Source organism: Staphylococcus muscae (genome assembly GCF_003019275.1).
Lineage (GTDB): Bacteria > Bacillota > Bacilli > Staphylococcales > Staphylococcaceae > Staphylococcus > Staphylococcus muscae.
In genome coordinates this window covers 458,515-473,940 of the sequence record NZ_CP027848.1, presented here as the reverse complement: position 1 = coordinate 473,940, position 15,426 = coordinate 458,515, and the positions used below count along the sequence as shown (strand labels likewise).

Sequence of the window (15,426 nt, the reverse complement as noted above, 5' to 3'; positions counted from 1 at the left end):
CTTAAAAAGACAATTTCAAGAATTGTTCATTTTATGTATTTCACATTTCAATCTGTTTTAAACATAAAATGTGACAGAAATTAGTTCATTGTTTTGAATATCAACCTTTTTATATTGTATAATAAATATTAACGTTGAAAAGATTAGCTTGTCAAAGTGCATTTTCAATATTTAAAACTGTTATAAAGGAGTTTCCTAACATGTCAGAAATTACACATCGTAAAAATACACGACCTGTCAAAGTTGGTAATTTAACCATTGGTGGTTCGGATGAAGTTGTTATCCAAAGTATGACGACGACAAAAACCCATGATGTAGAGGCAACTGTTGCAGAGATTAAGCGTTTAGAAGAAGCAGGCTGTCAGATTGTTCGTGTAGCATGTCCGAATGAAGAAGATGCACATGCGATAAAAGATATAAAAGCACAAATTAATATTCCATTAGTCGTAGATATTCATTTTAATTATAAATTAGCATTAATTGCCATTGAAAACGGTGCGGATAAAATTCGTATCAATCCAGGTAATATCGGTAGACGTGAAAAAGTAGAAGCAGTGGTTGAAGCTTGTAAAGAAAAAGGTATTCCAATCCGTATCGGTGTGAATGCTGGTTCATTAGAGAAACATATCTTGAAAAAATATGGTTATCCAACTGCGGATGGTATGGTAGAAAGTGCTTTGCATCACATTAAAATTCTTGAAGATTTGGACTTCCACGACATTATCGTGTCAATGAAAGCAAGTGATGTTAACTTAGCAATTGAAGCATATACGAAAGCGGCACAAGCATTTGACTACCCGCTACATTTAGGAATTACAGAAAGTGGTACATTGTTTAACGGTACCGTTAAGTCTTCAGCTGGTTTAGGTGCTATTTTAGCATTGGGTATTGGTAACACTGCTCGTATCTCGTTGTCAGCAGATCCAGTCGAAGAAGTAAAAGTTGCGAAGTCCCTACTAAAAGCATTTGGTCTCGCAAGTAACGCTGCAACATTAATCGCTTGCCCTACTTGTGGACGTATTGAGATTGATCTAATCTCAATCGCAAATGAAGTAGAAGAATATATTGAGAAGCTTCAAGTTCCATTGAAAGTAGCAGTATTAGGCTGTGCTGTTAATGGACCAGGTGAAGCACGTGAAGCTGATATTGGTATCGCTGGTGCACGTGGTGAAGGCCTATTGTTTATGAAAGGAAAAACAGTAAGAAAAGTACCGGAAGAAACAATGGTTGATGAACTTAAAAAAGAAATCGATAAACTTGCTGCAGAAATGGAAGCAAATCGTGATAAAGCAGCACAATCGTAAAAGCAGAATGTATATATTAGGTGAGATAGCACATAAGTAGCTATCTCATTTTTTATTGACTTGTTAAACTTAAAAAAACCTTGTAAGCAGATTAACAGCCTACAAGGTTTTCTTGTTTAACGACATTTTTCGCATACGCCATAAACTTCAAGTTTATGCATTTCAATTTCGACTTCTGGCAATGACTTTTGAATTTCAGTCATTGGACAGTAATCGATCACTTTTGTATCGCCACAGGATTTACAAATAAAGTGGTGATGGTGATGATGACTGCATGAGATTCTAAATTTCATCTCGCCATCTAACTCTGTACTTTCAATGATACCCAATGTTTTGAATAAATGAAGGTTGCGATATATCGTATCAAATGAAATACCTGGATATGTGTTGTTCATTAGTTTTTGTACATGTTTTGCATTGATATACTTATCTTCCTTAACAAAAATATCAATCATATCTCTTCGTTTGTCTGTATATTTATGTCCATTTTCTTTGAGTAGTTGAATCGCTTTATTCGTTTGCATGTGCTTTCACTCCTTTTACCTTCCCCTTCAATAAACCTTGATACATCATCGTGATACATAAAAGCAATACAAGAATCACAACAATAATACCACCAGGTGAGATATCTAAATAGAAGGCAGAGATTAACCCTGTAATTACAGAAAATTCACCAATGGCGATACTCATAAATATAAATTGTTTGTACCCTTTTGTCCATCGCATAGCAATTGCGACAGGCAAAGTTATTAGTGCACTCACTAATAATACCCCAATCACACGCATTGATGCTGAGATAACAAGTGCCACAATTACAATAAATAAAAATTGAATCCATTTTGGAATACCAATGACTTGGCTATATTCTGAATCAAACGACAAAATAAACAATTCTTTATAGAACAATAAGATAAATAATAGAACAATAACTGCAATGATAATAATGGTAATCAAGTCACTAATGGATACGGCACTAATAGATCCAAATAGAAGCCCGACTAGCTCTTGATTAAATCCATCAGCAAGTGAGATAAAGATAGCGCTTAGACCAATCCCAGTACTCATAATGATTGGAATCGCAATCTCTTGATAATTTTTATAAGAGCTTCGCAGTTTTTCAATTAATAAAGCCCCTACAATTGAAAACAGAATACCCGTCCATATCGGGTTAACCTCCGAAAACAATGGTACGGCGGTAATAAGAAACATCCCAAATGATATTCCACCTAAAGTAACATGGCTCAATGCATCAGCAATTAATGATAATCTTCGTACAACGATAAACGTACCGATGAGCGGTGCGATTAATCCGATTAAAATGCCGCTTATAAATGAATATCTAATAAATTCAAAGTTCAATAATGCGTCTATCATAAACAACAATCCCTATCATGTTTATGGTCAACAAACTTTATAGGATGACCATATATTTTTGATATTTCTACTTCATCTAATGATTTAAATTCATGTGCAGTTCCATGGAAGTGAAGATGTTTATTAATACACGCCACTTCAGTTGCTGTATCCGCTACTACACCAATATCATGTGTAACCAATATAATTGTTACACCTTCGTTTTTTAAGTGTTCCAACGTATCATAGAACTCACCTACGTGTTTCGCATCAATCCCATTTGTCGGTTCGTCGAGAATCAACACAGTAGGGTTGCTTACTAATGCACGTGCAATCAAAACACGTTGCTGTTGCCCTCCTGAAAGTTCAGAGATGTTTTTCCCTTTCAAATGTGAAATGTTTAATCGTTCCAGTACTTGGTCTACTTTTTGTTGATCTTGACGATTAAACCATTTAAATAGTCGTTTTTGTCGTGTCAGTCCACTGATTACGACCTCGTTGACCGTCGCAGGAAAACCGGCTGCAACCGCAGAAGCTTTTTGAGAAACGTAACTAATTTTATCAGATGTTAAACTCTTTTGATATGCTTCACCATCTACAAAAATTTCCCCTTTTTGGATAGGCAAAAGACCTAACATTAACTTTAATAAAGTAGATTTACCCGCACCATTGGGACCAACAATTGCTAAAAATTCCCCTTTATTAATACAAATATTGATATTTTCAAGTACTTTTTTATTTTCAAAATAGAAGTCAATCTCTTTCAACTCGAAAACAGGTTGCATTATTCATTCACCTCATTAAATACTATAAACGTCGCGACATTAAATGTAAATAGTAATGTTTACGACTTCAGACAAATAAAAACTATACATTGATTGATTCAATAAATCATCAATGTATAGTAACTTTGGGTTATTTCGTTGAATTAACTTAAAAGTTTATTTTTCAGATTTGGATCAAAAGTTTGATTGCGAAACGCTTCGATTTCAAGAGCGTAAGGTGCCTTTTTGTTCTTCTTGTCTTCGCCTACATATGGTGTTTCTAATATTTTAGGTATCTCTTTAAATTGTTCATGATGTACAACATAGTTCAACGCATCGAAGCCAATATGACCAAAGCCAATGTTCTCATGGCGGTCTTTATGAGCACCGACCGGATTTTTACTGTCATTGACATGGACTACTTTGATACGATCGACACCTATAATTTTATCGAACTGATTAAGTACGCCATCAAAGTCATTTACAACATCATAGCCTGCGTCATGGATATGACACGTATCCAAACACACTGATAATCTTTCGTTATTGTGAACACCATCAATAATCTGTGCAATTTCTTCAAAAGTACGACCCACTTCAGAACCTTTGCCCGCCATTGTTTCTAATGCGATACGGACATTATTATCGTTCGTTAATACTTCGTTTAATCCTTCAATGATACGTTTGATCCCTACTTCAGCCCCTGCACCAACATGGGCACCTGGGTGTAATACGATATCTCGCGCACCAATCTTTTCAGTACGTTCAATTTCGTTTTGTAAAAAATCAACACCGAGCTGAAAAACTTCTGGCTTATTTGTATTAGCGATATTAATAATGTATGGTGCGTGGACAACGATATTCGATAAGCCATAATTCGCCATTGTTTGTTGTCCTACTTCGATATTCAGCTCTTCAATAGGTTTTCTGCGTGTATTTTGTGGTGCACCTGTATAGATCATGAAAGTTGATGCACCATATTTATGTGCTTCTTCTGCAGATCCTTGTAACATTTTCTTACCACTCATCGAGACGTGTGATCCAATTAACATCTTATTATCCACCCTTTACTATTTATTTTTACGATTTTGTCGATTTTTACGACGACTAAATTGACGTTTTTCTTGTCTTTTTAAGTTTTCAAGTTCTTGATTGAACTTTTTCTTATAACCAGGCTTTACTTTCTTTTTGTTATTGCGTTTAACTTTATGTTTTACTTGTTGTGTAATGTGATCATCTTGTTTTTGACGTAAACGACGTGTGTTATGTGCTTTAATTGGTACCAACTCACCATTTTTCACATCTACGTTATTAAAATGATAACCTTTTGCTTCGATTTGATGAATCAACGTTTCTTCATCAGGTGTATATAATGTAATTGCAATTCCTTTATAGTTACCACGACCGGTACGTCCGACACGATGTGTAAAGAAATCGATATCTTTTGGAACATCAAAATTGATAACATGACTGACACCTTCAATGTCAATACCACGAGAAGCAAGGTCACTAGCGATGACATATTGGAATTCCAAGTTACGGATACGTTTCATTTGTTGTTTACGTTCGCGTGGTGATAAGCCACCGTGAATCATGCCGACTTGAATACCTTCTGATGTCAGTTGTTGCGCAAGATGATCTGCATTTTCTCTACTATTACAGAAAATAATTCCTAAATAAGGATTTAATGTATGAATCAGTTCAATTGTTTTTTCAATTTTAGCAGAACCACGTGTTGGTATAAGGTAAAATTCAATACTACTTTTATTTTTTGAAGTTGTTTTTACTTCAATAAAAGTAGGATTTTCTAAATATTTATTGAGAAACGGATGTAGCGATTTTGGAATTGTTGCACTGAATACCGCCATTTTTGTTTCATCATCAAGACGTGCAGCGATTTGATCGACTTCTTGAATAAGACCTAAATCAATCATCAAGTCTGCTTCATCCACAACTAAATAATGTGCAAGGTGAACGTGAAGCGCACCAATTTTTGCTAAATCATTAATACGTGTTGGTGTCCCGATAATTAATTGTGGTTGTACAGTTGTTTTGTGTTTGTCCTTTTCAAAGTCTGTTCCACCGATAAACAAACTTACCTTTACACCTTGTTTATGCTCAGCTAATTGCAGAGCAGCGTGATATAACTGTGTAGCTAATTCACGAGTTGGTGCTACAATAATTGCTTGTGGCTCTGTGATATTCGGGTCAATCTGTTGGAATAATGGAAGTAAAAATGCGTGTGACTTACCTGTCCCTGTTTGTGATTGTCCGATAATATTTGTTTGTTTCATCATCTTTGGAATAACACGTTGTTGTATATCAGTTGGTTGTTTAAAATTTAATGCATCTATTGCTGTTAAAATATCTGAGTCAAAGTTAAATTGCTCGAATGGATGTTTTGCCATTGTTTGGCCTCCTTAAAGATTCATCTATCCATTATAAATGAAATAATGCATAAAGAAAATAAACAATCTTATGTTGGCATAGATTTATAGGTATATGATTGTAAAATCAGTAGAAAAAAACTGAAGATATATAGAATGCAATCCAGCTCCTTTTCTTTAAAAGAACAACATATGTTGCTATAATAAATGATTGAAGGAGGTTCGTGAAATTTATGGAAATTATAAAAATTACACCACGTGGTTATTGTTACGGTGTTGTTGATGCAATGGTGATTGCTCGCAACGCATCTTTAGACCCTAACTTACCACGTCCGATATATATTTTAGGGATGATAGTGCATAACAAACATGTCACTGACGCATTTGAATCTGATGGGATTATCACGTTAGATGGTCCTAATCGATTGAAAATTCTAGAACAAATTGAGACAGGTACCGTCATTTTTACTGCACATGGTGTGTCACCTGAAGTTAAACAACGTGCAAGAGACAAAGGGTTAACTTGCATTGATGCGACATGCCCAGATGTTGAAAATACTCACGAACTGATTAGACAGAAGAAAGCAGATGGCTATCACGTTGTGTATATTGGTAAAAAAGGGCATCCAGAACCTGAAGGCGCAGTTGGTGTTGCACCTGAAATTGTTCATTTAGTTGAAACGAAAGAAGATGTTAATGCTTTACCAGATAGTTTGCATGACTACCCACTTATTGTGACGAACCAAACAACAATGTCTCAATGGGATGTTCTTCATTTGATGGATGAACTTAAAGTAAAGTATCCACATATAGAGCAACATAAAGAGATTTGCCAAGCAACACAGGTACGTCAAGAAGCAGTAGCTAATCAAGCGGGTGAAGCGGACTTACTCATCGTTGTTGGAGATCCAAAAAGCAACAACTCGAATAGATTGGCACAAGTTTCTAACGATATCGCACATACAAAATCTTTCCGTATTGCTGATATTTCACAATTGGACTTATCATGGCTTGATGGTGTGGAGACAGTTGCTGTAACTGCGGGAGCTTCTACACCTACACCTATTGTTAAAGAAGTGATTAACTTCTTTAACCAATACAATCCACTAGATCCGACAACACATGATACGACTTCACACGTACCCGTTGAGAAAATATTACCGAAGATTAAAAAAGCAAAACCAGTTGAAATCATGAAATAGAAGCTATTTATTTTTAACTATAAAAGGTTTTTAAACACCCCATTATTGCGATGAGACAATAATGGGGTGTATTTTTACATATATCGATATGGGTCTGTATGTGATTCGGAAGCTACGATTACACCGTTGAATTGTGTCGCCAACCATTCATTTAATAAGTTAACGAGACCTTCTTTCATAACATATTCACTATAATGATTAATATCCAGTAATGAAATCCCTGCAAGTTTCGCATCTAATGCATCATGATGTTTAATATCACCTGTTAAGAAAATATCCGCCCCTTGTTTTGCTGCTGTCAATTCATAACCTATCCCAGAGCCCCCAATAATGGCGACTGTTTGTATCTGTTTATTCACATCTCCTATATATCGGACACTCGGCATATTTAACTGCTGTTTGACATGTGTTACAAATGATTCAACTGGCATCGGTTTTGCCAGTTCTCCAATCATACCTAATCCACGTTCAATTTCTTTATCTAAAGGAATAAAGTCATAGACGGGGGTTTCATATGGATGATGCGTATGAATTAATTGTTGTGTAAGAACTCGTTGATCAGCTGTAATCATGAATTCAACTTTTACTTCTTTAACCGTTTCAATTTCACCAACTTTGCCAATATGTGGCTGTGCTTCACCTACCGGTTTGAATTGTCCTTGTCCGAATGTGTTAAAAAAGGCATGCTCATAATTGCCTTCTTTCGCTAGTCCATGCTCGGATAAGCGTAGCTTGAAGACATCTGCGTTTTCTTCAGGGATATACACCTGAACTTTATAGTATGTCTCTGTTTGTGGTAATAGAATTTCACAATTATTTAATGCAATGCGGTCCGCTAACATCGTATTAACGCCATTTGGATGTACGTCAAGGTTTGTATGCATTGCAATTAAATTTATATTATTTTGAATTAATTTGTAAACAATTTGTCCATATCCATCATCAGCCAAAATGGTACGCATTCCTTTGAAAATGAGTGGATGGTGCGCAACAATCGTGTTACATCCTTTGTCAATTGCTTCGTTTACAACATCAATCGTACAATCAAGTGCGGTCATAATGCCAGTTACTTCTGAAGAACGGTCACCGATAAGTAATCCAACGTTATCCCATGATTCCGCACTATTGAATGGCACATGTTTATTTAACACCTTTAATAGTTCATCTAACTTCATCGATTTAACACCTCTTTAATTTCATTTTCTTGTCGGGTAATCTCATCATAACGCTTCTGATGTTGTACAGGATCTAGTTGCTTCTTAATATCTGCTAATGCTTCAATTTCACGCATCCATTTTTCAACAAAAAGTTCTGATGGTTTCGGATGTAGAAATGGTCCGAATTTAAAATCTTGCTCTGATAAACTCATTGTACCTGCATCTGCCACTATAATTTCATAAATATGGGCACGTTCTTTAATTAATGTTTCAGTCACAATATGATAGCCATTTGCTTGTAAAAATCGACGTATCGGTTCAGATTGAATGTTTGATTGTAGAATAAGTCTCGGGCGATGTGGAATATGCTTGAAGCCCTCATTCAAAATTTTTGCGATTAATGGGCCGCCCATACCGCAAATCGTAACCGTATCAATTGTATCTTCTTCAGGGTTTAAAATTGTCAAACCGTTGCCAAGACGGATATCTATTTGATTTTTGTAACCATGACGTGCCACACTTTTAACTGCTGCTGAGTAAGGACCCGGAATTACTTCCCCAGCAATAGCTGATGTGATGTAACCTTGCTCTAAGCAATACATGGGTAAAAAAGCATGGTCTGAACCAATATCTGCTAGCCTTTCTCCTGTGACATATTCACTTACTTTTTTTAAACGTCTGTTGATTGGTATCATGATTGAGACTCCTTTTAATGTGCATCTAAAGTAATACTATATATTATACAGATTTTTAATTTTAGTGACTATATGCATCGTAATCCAGATGTTAAAAAAGCGAGAATTATCGCCATATTTTACAAAATGGTTGATATTCCCGCTAAAATATAAATCATATTTTTTATGACATCATCTGAACTAGTCCATAAAGTCTTTAAGTCGTTTACTGCGACTTGGATGTCTTAATTTACGCAATGCTTTTGCTTCAATTTGTCTAATACGCTCTCTCGTTACACCGAATACTTTCCCGACTTCTTCAAGTGTGCGTGTACGACCATCATCTAAACCGAAACGCAGACGAAGTACATTTTCTTCACGATCTGTTAATGTGTCTAATACGTCTTCTAATTGTTCTTTTAATAGTTCGTAAGCTGCGTGATCAGAAGGGCTTTGTGCCTCTTGATCTTCAATAAAATCACCTAAGTGGCTGTCATCTTCTTCACCGATTGGTGTTTCTAAAGAGACAGGCTCTTGAGCAATTTTTAGAATTTCGCGTACTTTTTCTGGTGGTAAATCCATTTCTTCACCGATTTCTTCCGGTAATGGATCACGGCCTAAGTCTTGAAGTAATTGACGTTGAACACGAATTAGTTTATTAATCGTTTCGACCATGTGTACAGGGATACGAATAGTACGTGCTTGGTCGGCAATTGCACGAGTAATCGCTTGTCGAATCCACCATGTCGCATAAGTTGAGAATTTGAATCCTTTGCTGAAGTCAAACTTCTCAACTGCTTTGATCAAGCCCATATTACCTTCTTGAATTAAGTCTAAGAATAGCATACCACGACCAACATATCGTTTTGCAATGCTGACTACAAGACGTAAGTTAGCTTCTGCCAAACGTGCTTTCGCCACTTCATCTCCTTGTTCGATACGCTTCGCAAGTTCAATCTCTTCTTGCGCACTCAATAAGTTGACGCGCCCTATTTCTTTTAAGTACATGCGGACAGGGTCATTAATTTTAACGCCTGGAGGTGCACTCAAATCATTCGGGTTAAGCTTTTCATCTGTATCTGTACTATCTTTTTCATTGATGAGCTGAATATCATTGTCGTTAATCATATCGAAAAATTCGTCCATCTGATCAGAATCCATCTCAAAATTTTGAAGTTTATCTGCTACCTCTTCATGGCTCAAATGACCCTCTTTTTTCCCTTTTTCGATTAGTTGTTTCTTCACATCTTCAATAGTCAGTGTCGGATCAATCGTTTCTTTTTTAATAACTTTAACTTGGTTGTCAGACATAAAAAGGCCTCCCGAAATTAATCTTTACTTCTGATTTGTTCTCTTTTCTTATTTACAATCTGTGAGAGATAATATTTTTGTGCTTCGCTATCTCCAATACGGACTGCTTCATTAAGTTTTGTTTGTAATGAATCCATTGATTCTTCAGTGCGATTTGATGACATCACTGAGATATAGTCCATGATTTCATTTTCGTAAGGATCATGGTTTAACGGATAGTCAACAAGTTGAATCAACGTTTCCTTCACATCATTTTGAGTGACATACCCTAATATATCACTGATTGTAAAAGTATCAAATTCTGCATAATAGTCCTTTAAGACATTAAATATACGTTTAAAATGTTCATTTGTAAAGTCGCTTTCTTCAATATCTTGATAAAAGCGTAAAAATAATGACTTATCATTGAAAAAGTGTTTTAATAGTGCGCATTCTGCTTTTTCATTTTTAGAAAGTCTAACTGATTGTCCTACTTGTCGAATCGTTTGCGTTTGTTGCGCATTTGTTTGTGGCTGACGTCTTTCTACTTCTACTAATAGACGATTCGCTTCAACTTTAAACAATTCTGCTGCTTCTTGTACGACTTTTTGACGTAAAATTTGAGATTGTATCAATGCAGCATCTTCTACAAACGCTTTATAGTGTTTCTCATAAGCGAGATCATTATTTTGAATTTCTTGTTTTTGTTGATTTAACTTAAAAGTTACGAATGATTTTTTCTCATTGCGCACAAACTCAAGAAATCGCTCTTTGCCGTATTTCTCTATATACTCATCAGGGTCCATATCTACGGGCAGTTGAATGACAAATACATCGAACTGTCTCTCGAGCAATGCTTGTCCCGTTTTAATCGTTGCCTGTGTTCCTGCAAAGTCACCATCAAACATTAATGTTACATTTTTGCATAACTTTTTAAGCACTGTCATATGTTCTTTAGAAATCTGTGTTCCCATACTTGCTACGACATTTTCTAATCCTGCTTCGCTTGTTTTAATGACATCCATAAAACCTTCTAACAAGATGATTTCATCTTGTTGACGTATGCTTTTACGCGCTTTATCAAGGTTGTAGAGCAATTTACGTTTTTGAAATATTGGTGATTCGGGACTGTTTAAATATTTCGGTGTTTGGTCTTCTTTATATGCCCGACCTGAAAATCCAATAACTCGACCTTGTGCATTTGGTAACGGGAAAATAATTCGATCTCTGAAACGATCATAATAACTGAAGTTTGATTCGTTTCTAGACAATATACCTGCTTCATAGCCAAGTGAGAGATCATAGCCTTTTTTCTCCATATAATCAGTTGCAAAGCTTGATGCATCTGGTGCATAACCAATTTTTCGCTTAGCAATCAATTCGTCTGTGAAGCCTCTGCTGTACAAGTAATTTAATGCTGCTTCACCTTCTACTGTTTTTTTCAATAAATAATGATAATAGTCAAGCAGTTCCTCATGAATTTGTATCATTTTTAAATCATCTGAAGCGATATCATTCGTTGGTTTCAACATTTCAGTTTGAACTTTAATGTTTGCTCTCTCACCAAGATGTTTAACCGCTTCAGCGAATGATACTTTTTCGATTTCTTGAATAAACTGAAAAACATTCCCACCCTTTTTGCATCCGAAACAATGACAGATTTGTTTGTCTTCGGACACTGTAAATGAAGGCGTTTTTTCATCATGAAAAGGACACAAACCGATATAATTGCGTCCTCTTTTCTCTAGCTTTACATATTCACTTACGACATCTAAAATATCTGTATTTTGCTTAATCTCATCAATTGTTGCTTGTGGTATTCTCACACACATCACCCATTAATTTGTATTCCATATCACTATCTCAAACAATTGTTGCAATTTAGTGTAACGTCTCTATTATACTGTTTTTTAATGTAAAAAGGAATCTTTATGCTCAATAATTTGAATAATGTTATTTGCGGTTTCTTCAATCGCCTTTTCAGAAACATCTAACACAGGACAACCTATTTTTTCTACGATGCGATTAAAGTAATCTAGTTCTTCTTCAATACGCTTGTCATCTGCATAACGTGCAGAGTCTGAGAGACCGAGTTGTTTTAAGCGCTCTTTACGAATCGCATTTAATTTTTCTGGGCTAATCTTTAAAGCAACACATTTCTTAGGATCAATCTCGAATAACATCTCCGGCGGATTGACTTCTGGAACAATTGGAACGTTCATCACTTTATATCGCTTATGTGCTAAATATTGTGAAATAGGTGTTTTTGAAGTTCTAGAAACACCAATCAACACGATGTCAGCTTTTGGAAGCCCTTTAGGATCTTTACCGTCATCATATTTTACGGCAAATTCCATCGCTTCAATTTTTTTGAAATAATCTTCGTCCAGTTTATGAACAATCCCCGGTTCATTAAGTGGCGCTTGTTCAAAAACGTGTTGCATCGCTTGCATAATTGGACCCATAATATCGATTGATCTTATTTTATGCGTCTCGATTAATGCTTCCATATATTCACGAATATCAGGTTTAACAAGTGTATAGATAAGAATACTGTTACAATCTTTCGCCATATCGATTACATCTTCTACATTTTGTTTTGTTTCGATATATGGATAGCGCAGAATATCTGTTTTTAGTTCACAATTATAGAATTGTGACATACATGCTTTTGCAACTAGTTCAGCAGTTTCACCAACTGAATCTGATGCGATAATAATTTTTGTATAAGTCATCGTTGGTTGCCTCCTATTGATCAAATAATGATACAAATAGTTTTGTTATCGTTGTTTTTGAAATACGTCCTGTCACTTCGTAATTGCCATTTTCTTTCTCTTTTACAATTGGAATGGAATCTATTTCTTTCGTAATCATTTGTTTCGCAGCATAAAGCACATAGTCATTCTCATTGAGTAGAACAATATTTGGCATTCGAGTCATAATAATGTTGACTGGTATACTGTGTATATCTTGCCCTGCCATAGATGATCGTAGCAAATCTTTACGTGATACGACACCGACAAGGTCATTTTCTTCATTTACAATAAATAAAGTGCCAACATCTTCAATAAAAATGGAGCAAATTGCATCATATACTGTTACGTCACTTTTTAGAATAACCGGATGTGATTGATAATCTTTTACAATTTTATTTTTTAACGGCTCTGTCAAAAGTTGTGTGCGTGACTTCCCGGTATAGAAATAACCAACACGTGGTCGTGCTTCTAAAAATCCTGACATTGTTAAAATTGCTAAATCAGGACGTAATGTTGCACGTGTTAAATTCAATTGTTCAGCTATTTTTTCTCCAGTAATTGGTCCAGATGACTTAACAATCTCTACAATTTTCTCTTGTCGTTGATTGAGTTCTATGATTATATCTGTCTATTTAAGAAGTAGATAAACTATTATGATTAAGCGATATTTTCACTTCATACCCCTACGTGTTTATATCTACCTCATGCTCGTTAAATAGCAGAATTCCCTCCTTTTCTCAATATCAGCATCATATTTATTTGTACAATAAGCAATTAAATATTTAAAGACAGCGCTTTAAACAATTTTTATTTGTAAATTTTATTATAAATACTATTATAGCTTGTAATTAATTCAGACACAATTATGTTTTCACTTGCCTTTCGTACGATGATGACATAAAATAATGATTAAAGCGAGTTAAGGATGGTGAAAGCTTAACAACATTTATTGGCATACAATTTAAAGTGATTAAAGTGAGTGGAGACACTAATTTGGGTGGAACCGCGGATTATTATGTTAATTCGTCCCAAGGTTAAGAATTCTTTTCTTTTCCTTGGGACTTTTTATTTTTAAGGAGTGAACATATATGGAAAAAAATATGGATACAATTGTTCAATTAGCGAAACACAGAGGATTCGTTTTTCCAGGTAGTGAAATCTACGGTGGTCTAGCAAACACATGGGATTACGGTCCATTAGGTGTTGAATTAAAAAACAACATCAAAAAAGCATGGTGGAAAAAGTTCATTACACAATCACCATATAACGTTGGTTTAGATGCAGCTATTTTGATGAACCCAAAAACTTGGGAAGCTTCAGGTCACATCGGTAACTTCAACGATCCAATGATCGATAACAAAGATAGTAAAATTCGTTACCGTGCGGATAAACTCATTGAAGACTACATGGCAAACGTTAAAGGTGATGAAAACTTCATTGCTGACGGCTTAAGTTTTGATGAAATGAAACGTATTATTGAAGAAGAAGGTATTACTTGTCCTGTAAGCGGTACTGCTAACTGGACAGATATTCGTCAATTCAACTTAATGTTTAAAACTTTCCAAGGTGTTACTGAAGATTCTACTAATGAAATCTTTATGCGTCCTGAAACAGCACAAGGTATCTTTGTAAACTATAAAAATGTACAACGTTCAATGAGAAAGAAATTGCCATTCGGTATTGGTCAAATTGGTAAGTCTTTCCGTAACGAAATTACACCTGGTAACTTTATTTTCCGTACGAGAGAATTCGAACAAATGGAGCTTGAATTCTTCTGTAAACCAGGTACTGAAATTGAATGGCAAAACTACTGGAAAGAATTTTCAGCTAAATGGTTGAAAGATCTTGGTCTACAAGATGAAAACTTACGTCTACGTGATCATGATGAAGATGAGTTATCACACTATTCTAATGCAACAACAGATATCGAGTTCCGCTTCCCATTCGGTTGGGGTGAATTATGGGGTATCGCAAGTCGTACAGACTATGACTTAAAACAACATAGTGAACATTCTGGCGATGACTTCAAATATCATGATCCAGAAACGAATGAAAAATACATTCCATACTGTATCGAACCATCACTTGGTGCAGACCGTGTGACATTAGCGTTCTTATGTGATGCATACGATGAAGAAGGTGTTGAAGGTAGTAAAGATGCACGTACAGTATTACACTTCCACCCTGCTATCGCACCATACAAAGCAGCGATTTTACCATTGAGCAAAAAATTATCTGCTGATGCGATTAAAGTTTATGAACAATTAAGCGAAGACTTTGTAGTAGACTTTGACGAATCACAATCAATTGGTAAACGTTACCGTCGACAAGACGAAATCGGCACACCATATTGTATTACATTTGACTTCGACTCATTAGAAGATCAACAAGTGACAGTTCGCCACCGTGATACAATGGAGCAAGAACGTATGCCAATTAGTGAATTAAATGCATTCTTAGCTGAAAAAGTTAAATTCTAATATAGTTTGGCCAGGTGTCTTATTAGATTGCCTGGACCTTTTCTAGAAAAAAGCATTGC

General features: G+C 35.5%; 14 protein-coding genes. 3 read left to right on the top strand and 11 right to left on the bottom strand.

Annotation, left to right across the window (positions count from 1 at the left end):
• The first annotated feature begins 209 nt into the window (after positions 1 to 209).
• Entirely contained in the window at positions 210 to 1,304 is a 1,095-nt protein-coding gene (gene ispG, locus C7J88_RS02240) for a flavodoxin-dependent (E)-4-hydroxy-3-methylbut-2-enyl-diphosphate synthase (RefSeq protein WP_188595415.1), read from the top strand.
• Between the two features lie 116 nt (positions 1,305 to 1,420).
• Here the strand turns inward: ispG and C7J88_RS02235 are convergent, their stop codons facing one another.
• From C7J88_RS02235 to C7J88_RS02215, 5 genes are all read right to left on the bottom strand, one after another.
• Positions 1,421 to 1,828 (bottom strand): Fur family transcriptional regulator, encoded by a 408-nt coding sequence (locus C7J88_RS02235; protein ID WP_095116781.1) that lies wholly within the window; start codon positions 1,826 to 1,828, stop codon positions 1,421 to 1,423.
• The gene (locus C7J88_RS02230; RefSeq protein WP_095116779.1) at positions 1,815 to 2,678 is read right to left on the bottom strand and encodes a metal ABC transporter permease; all 864 of its coding nucleotides are present in this window, start codon (positions 2,676 to 2,678) and stop codon (positions 1,815 to 1,817) included. Before C7J88_RS02230 ends, C7J88_RS02235 begins: the two co-directional genes overlap by 14 nt.
• Entirely contained in the window at positions 2,675 to 3,442 is a 768-nt protein-coding gene (locus tag C7J88_RS02225) for a metal ABC transporter ATP-binding protein (RefSeq protein ID WP_188595414.1), read from the bottom strand. The genes C7J88_RS02230 and C7J88_RS02225 overlap by 4 nt, the downstream gene beginning before the upstream one ends.
• A gap of 143 nt (positions 3,443 to 3,585) precedes the next feature.
• The gene (locus C7J88_RS02220; RefSeq protein ID WP_095116775.1) at positions 3,586 to 4,473 is read right to left on the bottom strand and encodes a deoxyribonuclease IV; all 888 of its coding nucleotides are present in this window, start codon (positions 4,471 to 4,473) and stop codon (positions 3,586 to 3,588) included.
• An 18-nt stretch (positions 4,474 to 4,491) separates the two neighbouring features.
• On the bottom strand, positions 4,492 to 5,829 hold the full coding sequence (locus tag C7J88_RS02215) for a DEAD/DEAH box helicase (RefSeq protein WP_095116773.1): 1,338 nt from the start codon (positions 5,827 to 5,829) through the stop codon (positions 4,492 to 4,494).
• A gap of 212 nt (positions 5,830 to 6,041) precedes the next feature.
• Here C7J88_RS02215 and C7J88_RS02210 point away from each other — a divergent pair, with 212 nt between their 5' ends.
• A complete protein-coding gene (locus C7J88_RS02210) occupies positions 6,042 to 7,010 on the top strand; it encodes a 4-hydroxy-3-methylbut-2-enyl diphosphate reductase (RefSeq protein ID WP_095116771.1) in 969 nt (322 codons plus the stop codon).
• A gap of 74 nt (positions 7,011 to 7,084) precedes the next feature.
• Here the strand turns inward: C7J88_RS02210 and C7J88_RS02205 are convergent, their stop codons facing one another.
• The 6 genes from C7J88_RS02205 to ccpN all read right to left on the bottom strand — a co-directional run bounded on the left by C7J88_RS02205 (position 7,085) and on the right by ccpN (position 13,503).
• Positions 7,085 to 8,185, bottom strand: coding sequence for a Nif3-like dinuclear metal center hexameric protein (locus tag C7J88_RS02205; RefSeq protein ID WP_095116769.1), 1,101 nt, complete (start codon positions 8,183 to 8,185; stop codon positions 7,085 to 7,087).
• Positions 8,182 to 8,862, bottom strand: a complete 681-nt coding sequence (locus tag C7J88_RS02200) for a tRNA (adenine(22)-N(1))-methyltransferase (protein WP_095116767.1) — start codon at positions 8,860 to 8,862, stop codon at positions 8,182 to 8,184. Before C7J88_RS02200 ends, C7J88_RS02205 begins: the two co-directional genes overlap by 4 nt.
• A 180-nt stretch (positions 8,863 to 9,042) precedes the next feature.
• Complete coding sequence (gene rpoD / locus C7J88_RS02195) at positions 9,043 to 10,152, bottom strand: RNA polymerase sigma factor RpoD (protein WP_095116765.1); 1,110 nt, start codon at positions 10,150 to 10,152, stop codon at positions 9,043 to 9,045.
• A gap of 17 nt (positions 10,153 to 10,169) precedes the next feature.
• On the bottom strand, positions 10,170 to 11,957 hold the full coding sequence (gene dnaG / locus C7J88_RS02190) for a DNA primase (RefSeq protein WP_095116763.1): 1,788 nt from the start codon (positions 11,955 to 11,957) through the stop codon (positions 10,170 to 10,172).
• 84 nt (positions 11,958 to 12,041) lie between these two features.
• On the bottom strand, positions 12,042 to 12,866 hold the full coding sequence (locus C7J88_RS02185; RefSeq protein ID WP_095116762.1) for a pyruvate, water dikinase regulatory protein: 825 nt from the start codon (positions 12,864 to 12,866) through the stop codon (positions 12,042 to 12,044).
• 13 nt (positions 12,867 to 12,879) lie between these two features.
• Positions 12,880 to 13,503, bottom strand: coding sequence for a transcriptional regulator CcpN (gene ccpN, locus C7J88_RS02180; RefSeq protein WP_095116760.1), 624 nt, complete (start codon positions 13,501 to 13,503; stop codon positions 12,880 to 12,882).
• Between the two features lie 472 nt (positions 13,504 to 13,975).
• Here ccpN and C7J88_RS02175 point away from each other — a divergent pair, with 472 nt between their 5' ends.
• The gene (locus C7J88_RS02175) at positions 13,976 to 15,367 is read left to right on the top strand and encodes a glycine--tRNA ligase (RefSeq protein ID WP_095116758.1); all 1,392 of its coding nucleotides are present in this window, start codon (positions 13,976 to 13,978) and stop codon (positions 15,365 to 15,367) included.
• Positions 15,368 to 15,426 lie beyond the last annotated feature (59 nt).

Bases quoted from the DNA above. Each gene is read 5' to 3' on its own strand.
- C7J88_RS02235 (WP_095116781.1), bottom strand. From the start codon at position 1,828: ATGCAAACGAATAAAGCGATTCAACTACTCAAAGAAAATGGACATAAA.
- C7J88_RS02230 (WP_095116779.1), bottom strand. From the start codon at position 2,678: ATGATAGACGCATTATTGAACTTTGAATTTATTAGATATTCATTTATA.
- C7J88_RS02225 (WP_188595414.1), bottom strand. From the start codon at position 3,442: ATGCAACCTGTTTTCGAGTTGAAAGAGATTGACTTCTATTTTGAAAAT.
- C7J88_RS02220 (WP_095116775.1), bottom strand. From the start codon at position 4,473: ATGTTAATTGGATCACACGTCTCGATGAGTGGTAAGAAAATGTTACAA.
- C7J88_RS02215 (WP_095116773.1), bottom strand. From the start codon at position 5,829: ATGGCAAAACATCCATTCGAGCAATTTAACTTTGACTCAGATATTTTA.
- C7J88_RS02210 (WP_095116771.1), top strand. From the start codon at position 6,042: ATGGAAATTATAAAAATTACACCACGTGGTTATTGTTACGGTGTTGTT.
- C7J88_RS02205 (WP_095116769.1), bottom strand. From the start codon at position 8,185: ATGAAGTTAGATGAACTATTAAAGGTGTTAAATAAACATGTGCCATTC.
- C7J88_RS02200 (WP_095116767.1), bottom strand. From the start codon at position 8,862: ATGATACCAATCAACAGACGTTTAAAAAAAGTAAGTGAATATGTCACA.
- rpoD (WP_095116765.1), bottom strand. From the start codon at position 10,152: ATGTCTGACAACCAAGTTAAAGTTATTAAAAAAGAAACGATTGATCCG.
- C7J88_RS02185 (WP_095116762.1), bottom strand. From the start codon at position 12,866: ATGACTTATACAAAAATTATTATCGCATCAGATTCAGTTGGTGAAACT.
- C7J88_RS02175 (WP_095116758.1), top strand. From the start codon at position 13,976: ATGGAAAAAAATATGGATACAATTGTTCAATTAGCGAAACACAGAGGA.